Below are 5,895 nucleotides of genomic sequence, written 5' to 3'. Positions count from 1 at the left end.
GGGGGTGTGCTGGGGTCTGTGTGTGCTCTGTGGCCCCCCAACCCGCCCGCCGCGGGGGGGGCCCGCCGCCGGTGCACCGCCCGCGGCCAGTGCGCCAATCATGAAGGTCGCCAAGCCCGCCATCAGGGTGGTCAGCCCCATCGCACGGTGCATCCACACCGTCGCCCCGTATCCGGCCACCAGCGCCAGCGCCACGGCCGCGCCCAGCGCGATAAGCACGCCGTCGCCCCAGCGCTGCGCCCCCAGCGCGCCCAAGCCGCCCAGCAGGCCGATTACGCCAAACGTGCGCAGGCCGGCCGGCCGATGGCCCTCGGCAACCGAGCGTTGGCGCCAGCCACGCTCCACACCCACCAACAGGCCCGCGGCCAAGGAAAACAACAGCCCGCTCAGTTCGTCCACGTGGGCTCGCCCGAAGAGTCAATGCGCCGGCCAGCATGGCACGTCGGGCCCAGCCACCGTCAAGGAGGTCGCAGGGCGATGGAGCCGGTGAGCGCTGACTCCGCCGTTGCTTCGGTGCCGCGGCAACTACGCGGACCACTGTTGGCGCTGTTCGTGATCGCCACCGCGTACGGCCTGGTGTTGCCGGTGCTGCCGGCCCTGCTTGCCACGGTGACACCCGAGGACATCGCCGCCGCCACCGGGATGATGATGGCGACCTATACGCTGGCGACAGTGGTGGCCTCACCGGTGTGGGGGTGGCTGCTGGACCGCTATTCCGCCCGCCGGTTGCTGTTGATCGGTCTGGTGGGCCAAGGTCTGGTGCAGTTGGCCCTGTGGTGGCCATCGTCGCTGACCGTACTGGTCCTGGTCCGCGCCCTGCAGGGCGCGCTCGGCGCCGTGGCCGTGCCGGCCGTGCTCACGCTGGCGGCGCAGTGGTGTCCGCCCACGGTCTACGGGACAGCGGTTGCACGGGTGTCACGGGCGGCGCTCCTGGGCGGGCTGGCGGGACCGCTACTGGGTGGGGCGCTGGCCCAGGGCGCCAGCCTGCGGTTGCCGATTGCGCTGGCGACGGGCTTGATCTTGATCGCCGCGATCGCCGTGGCGCGCATACGCACGCTACCCACCACCGCGTCGCTAGCCGCGCCGTCGCGGCTCCCGGATCGGCCGCGCCTGTGGTTGTTGGCCGCGGCAGCCATGGTCGCCGGCTTGGTGATGGGAGCCATGGAGGTCGGGGTGAGTGTGCGCGGGCGCGAAGAACTGGGGCTGTCGGCGCCGGCGATCGGATTGTTGTTCTCAGGCTGCGGCCTGGTGATGATCGCGGTGCAGACCGGCGTGTTCCAACCTCAGCGCGACCCGACCAGCTTGTGGCGCTGGCTGGCGCCGGCATTTCTGGTTTCGGCGTTGGGGGTCGGTGTGCTGCGCTGGACGTCGGAGGCGTGGATGCTCGGCGCCGTTGTGGCATTGGTGGCGGCTGGGGGTGGCGTCCTGCAACCGACGATCAGCCTGTGGATCGTACGGAGCGCCGGCCGGGCGCACGGGTTGCAACTGGGCCTGCGCGCCGCCCTGGGCGGGCTGGGACAAGCCGCAGGTGCACTGTTGGGCGGCGTGGCATTCCGCGCTCAAACACCGCAGACCGCTTGGATCGCCGTCGTGGTGGGCCTCGCCGTGGTAGTCGCGGTCGCCATAGCGAGGCGTCCGCCCGTACAAGGGGCCGAACCTTGAGCAGTGCACGCGAACGACTTGACCCGTGCGGCAGCCAGCGTATCGTCGTGGCGTCGGTAGGCACCAGGCGCGACGCTGCGTCATTTGACCCAAGTCAACTTCCGACCCTGCGAACCGCGTTAGAGTGGCTTCGACAATGAACCGCTTCCGCCGCCACCGCTGGCGTACACCGATTTCGCTGCTGGCGATGCTGGCACTGGTGTGGGCCCAACTGGCCCTGGCGAGCCATCCGGCGTGCGCACTTTCGGCGATGGCGTCCATGCCCACCCACGCCCAGCATGCCGATCACGGCGATGCCGTCGCGGTCGAAACACCCCCGCCGTGCCACGGTGCCCCGCTCAGCAGCGATGCGCCCCTGTGCGCCTCCCATTGCAGCCAAGGTGACCTGAGCAAGGAGGCGCCACGCTTGGCGTCTGTCCCCGCCTTGGGCCCACTGCCGACTCTGCCAGTCGTAGCCGTTCAGCGACTGCCGGATGCGGCGGGTCACGCGGTGGCCGCTCGTCCGCATAGCGCTTGGCATCGACCTACGCCGCACCCGGCGAGCCTCCTGCTGATCTGATCCCGCGCCGATGACCGGCCGGTGCCCGTCCGGGCTCCGGTCGCTTCGGTGCAGCCGCCGTGTCCACGGCCTGCCCCGCCGACTCCTACCGCATCGCCCCTGGGCAGCGGTTCGTGCGAGGCCAAGACGATGGGATCGTCCCACTCCAAGCGTGTTGTCACTGCCGCTCTGCGCCGGCCGGCGTGCCTTGACCTGTGTTCGACACACAGGTTTACGGTCTCCGGACGGTTCTGCGGGAGCATGCAATGACGGCCGACCTTCGCAAATCCGATCCGCCGATGACGGTGCGCCGTCTGGCGCACTTGGGAGGCGTGACCGTGCACGTGGTGCGCAACTACCTGCGCCGCGGCCTGCTTCGCGCCGCCAGCCACACCGAGGCCGGCTACCAGTTGTTCTCGACCGCGGAACTGCATCGCCTGCATTTCATCCGCACGGCGCAGCGTCTCGGCTTCACCCTCGCCGAGATCGAGGAAATCCTACGGCGCAGCCGCCAGCGCAAGAGCCCATGTCCGCTGGTACGCGACATCATCAGCCGTCGGCTGACGGAAACCCGCGACCAGCTCGAGCAACTCCTGGCGCTGCAGACGCGAATGGAGCAAGCCGTTGCCCAGTGGTCTCGCCTGCCCGACGCCGTGCCGACGGGCAGTGACGTCTGCGCGCTGATCGAGGCCGTCGCGGCCAGCGAGGCCGCCGCCGTTCCCAAATCCACCTCGCGGCGCCTCTTGGGCCGTCGCGCCTCTGCAGAGGAAAAGACCTCATGACGCGCCCCCGTCAATCCCCCTTGTCTTGCGGGCTGTCGCTGTCGGTAACGGCGGTCCTGCTGTACCTGGCCTGCGCGCTGATTGTGGCGTGGTCCCCCGGGGCCCTGGCCGCGGGCCTGGGCCTGGTCGTGCACGGACTGAGCCTGTCCGGCCTCACGCCGGCGGTCGGTGAACTGCGCTGGAGCGCGGTGCTGATCGGTTCGCTCGCGATCGCCGGCTACGCCTTCGTGGCGGGCGCCTTGTTCACCATTGTCAATCGCTTGATTAGAGGTAACCGATGAACCGCTCTAACGTTTCCCTGCTGCTCGCGAGCCTGCTCGCGGCCCCGTTGGCCATCGCCGCACCGCCGGAGACCGACGAGCCGACCGACGACACCCCGGTGATCTTCCACTTTGCCGGCTATGGCGACGTTACCGTCACCGACACCCAGGGCGAGGCCGGCACATTGGGGGCGGTGACGTTCGCGCCGATCTTCCACCTGCAGGTCGGTGAGCGCTTTTTGATCGAGGCCGAGGCTGAATTCGAGGCCGATGACCGCGGCGACCAGGCCGCCGGTCTGGAGTACGCCACCGCCACGTGGCTGCTGGGCGACTCCTCCGCCGTGGTGGTCGGCAAATTCCTGAGCCCGGTGGGTTATTTCTTCCAGAACCTGCATCCGTCCTGGATCAACAAACTCGCTTCGGTGCCGGCCGGCTTTGGCCACGGCGGCGCCGCGCCGCTGGCGGTGGCGTCATGAGCACCGCCATGAACACTCAGGCGGTAAGGGTCTGGCCGATCGGCGACATGCTGACCGAGGGCTGCGCCCGCACGCTGGCCGCCACGGTTCGCGGGTTGCCGGGCGTGCAGGCCGCCGAAGCCAATTTTGCGGCCGGCACGCTTCAGGTGCGCTATACCCGCGGCGCTGCGGAGCCGACGGCGATTACGGCGGCGATTCGCGCTTGCGGCTTCACCTGCCGCGCCCCGTCCGCCGAGTTTGTCCCGCCAGGCGCCTCCGCCGGGTCGGCCGCCAGTCACTCTGCACATGCCGGCCATGCCCCGTCGCCCTCCCCCGCAGCGTCGGCCCTCCCTGAGGACGCGACGCCGTCGATGCAAGGGCACGCGGGCCATGCGCCCGTCGCGCCGGACAAGCGCGGCGCGGACCCGCACGAGGGCATGCACCACGGGGGCGATTTGCACGCGGCGGCGGCGGACATGCGCAGGCGCTTCATCATCGCCTTGGCGTTCTCCATCCCGCTGTTCATCTGGTCACCGATGGGGCTGATGAGCGCGCCGGCGACGCCATTCGGTCTGCCTGAGAACGTCTGGCTGTGGTTGCTGGCCAGCGGTGCGGTGCTTTACCCGGGCTGGCCCTTCTTCGCGGCCGCGATTCGCTCGCTGCGCCGCGGCGTGCTGGACATGGCGGTGCTGGTGCTGCTCAGCGTCGGCACCGGCTACGGCTTCAGCCTGGGCGCGACCTTCGTGTTCGACGGGCCCAACTTCTACGAGGCCTCCTCGGTCCTGCTGACCTTCATCCTGCTGGGCCACTGGCTGGAAATGCGAGCTCGCGCCGGCGCCTCGGATGCCATGAAGGCGCTGCTCAAGCTCTCCCCCCCAAAGGCGATCGTTCGCCGGGACAACGTCGATGTGGAGATCGCCACCGATGAGGTGCAGGTGGGCGAGGTGGTGGTCGTTCGGCCAGGCGCCAAGGTGCCGGTGGATGGTGAGGTGCTCGAGGGCCAGTCCCAGGTAGACGAATCCATGCTCACCGGCGAATCGATGCCCGTGAAGAAGGCGCCGGGCTCGCTCGTCGTGGGCGGCACCATCAATCGCAGCGGCGCCTTCACCTATCGCGCCACCAAGGTGGGCGCCGATACCGCGCTGGCCCAAATCATCAAGCTCGTCCAGGAAGCGCAGAACTCCAAGGCCCCAGCCCAGCTGCTGGCCGACCGGGCCTCGCAATGGCTGGTGCTGGCGGCGATCGTGATCGGCGCGCTCACCTTCGCGGTCTGGTTCTGGTGGATCGGGCAGACCCTGCTGTTCGCGCTCACCTTGACCATCACCGTCTTCGTGATCGCCTGCCCCGATGCCTTGGGCTTGGCCACCCCGATGGCGATCATGATCGGCACCGGCATGGGCGCCCGCCACGGCATTCTGTTCAAGCACGCCGAGGCGATTGAGCAGTGCGCTCGTCTGGACGTCGTGATCTTCGACAAGACCGGCACGCTCACGGTGGGGCAACCCGATGTCGTGGAAACGGTGCCGGCGGCGGACTGGGACGAGGCGCGCCTCATCGAGATTGCGGCCGCCGTGGAGGCGCACTCCGAACACCCGCTGGCGCAGGCCATCCTCAAGCACGCCGGGCCTGTCACAGATCGCGCGTCGGACTACACCAACATCGACGGACAGGGCGCCATGGGCCGGGTGGCGGGTCGCTGGGTGCATTTGGGCAACCGCCTGCTGATGACGGCCGAGGGCGTGGCCGTGGACGAGATCGAGGCACGAGCCGAGAGCCTCAAGGGCGCCGGCCGGACCGTGATCTACGTGGCCGTCGACCGGCGCCTTGCGGGCGTCATTGCGATTGCGGATGCCATTCGCCCCACCTCCCGGGCCACGATCCAGGAGCTTCACCGGCGCAAGGTCCGGGTGGCGATGATCACCGGCGACAACCGGCCCACCGCCGAGCGTGTGGCCGCGGACCTGGGCATCGACATCGTGCTGGCCGATGTCCTGCCTGGCCAGAAGGCCGATGAGGTCAAGAAACTGCAGGCCCAGGGCCTGAAAGTCGGCATGGTCGGCGATGGCGTCAACGACGCCCCGGCGCTCACGCAAGCCGAGGTCGGCTTCGCGATCGGCGCCGGCACGGACGTCGCCATCGACAGTGCCGACATCGTGCTGATGCGCAGCGACCCCTATGACGTCGTGGGGGGGGGGGGG

General features: G+C 69.4%; 6 protein-coding genes. 5 read left to right on the top strand and 1 reads right to left on the bottom strand.

Annotation, left to right across the window (positions count from 1 at the left end; all coding sequences use genetic code 11):
- Positions 1-399: MgtC/SapB family protein (locus K0M70_RS03240; protein WP_290779227.1), on the bottom strand; the 399-nt coding region annotated here is incomplete at its 3' end.
- Positions 400-540: 141 nt separating this feature from the next.
- Between K0M70_RS03240 and K0M70_RS03235 the strand changes: the two genes are divergently transcribed.
- The 5 genes from K0M70_RS03235 to K0M70_RS03215 all read left to right on the top strand — a co-directional run.
- On the top strand, positions 541-1,662 hold the full coding sequence (locus tag K0M70_RS03235; RefSeq protein ID WP_290779224.1) for an MFS transporter: 1,122 nt from the start codon (positions 541-543) through the stop codon (positions 1,660-1,662).
- Between the two features lie 804 nt (positions 1,663-2,466).
- On the top strand, positions 2,467-2,982 hold the full coding sequence (locus K0M70_RS03230; RefSeq protein ID WP_205208532.1) for a MerR family DNA-binding protein: 516 nt from the start codon (positions 2,467-2,469) through the stop codon (positions 2,980-2,982).
- Complete coding sequence (locus tag K0M70_RS03225; RefSeq protein WP_290779221.1) at positions 2,979-3,263, top strand: DUF5676 family membrane protein; 285 nt, start codon at positions 2,979-2,981, stop codon at positions 3,261-3,263. The genes K0M70_RS03230 and K0M70_RS03225 overlap by 4 nt, the downstream gene beginning before the upstream one ends.
- Positions 3,260-3,718 (top strand): hypothetical protein, encoded by a 459-nt coding sequence (locus K0M70_RS03220; RefSeq protein WP_290779219.1) that lies wholly within the window; start codon positions 3,260-3,262, stop codon positions 3,716-3,718. The genes K0M70_RS03225 and K0M70_RS03220 overlap by 4 nt, the downstream gene beginning before the upstream one ends.
- A partial coding sequence (locus K0M70_RS03215) for a heavy metal translocating P-type ATPase (RefSeq protein WP_290779216.1) occupies positions 3,715-5,895 on the top strand: 2,181 nt, incomplete at its 3' end. The genes K0M70_RS03220 and K0M70_RS03215, both read left to right, overlap by 4 nt.

Origin of the sequence: Arenimonas sp., assembly GCF_019459675.1 — a bacterium.
In the GTDB taxonomy this organism is placed as follows: Bacteria; Pseudomonadota; Gammaproteobacteria; order Xanthomonadales; family Xanthomonadaceae; genus Arenimonas.
Note: the sequence above shows the minus strand (reverse complement) of the source record. Positions and strands in the feature narration are given on the sequence as shown.

Coding starts and splice junctions, on each gene's coding strand:
- K0M70_RS03230 (WP_205208532.1), top strand. CDS start 2,467: ATGACGGCCGACCTTCGCAAATCCGATCCGCCGATGACGGTGCGCCGT.
- K0M70_RS03225 (WP_290779221.1), top strand. CDS start 2,979: ATGACGCGCCCCCGTCAATCCCCCTTGTCTTGCGGGCTGTCGCTGTCG.
- K0M70_RS03220 (WP_290779219.1), top strand. CDS start 3,260: ATGAACCGCTCTAACGTTTCCCTGCTGCTCGCGAGCCTGCTCGCGGCC.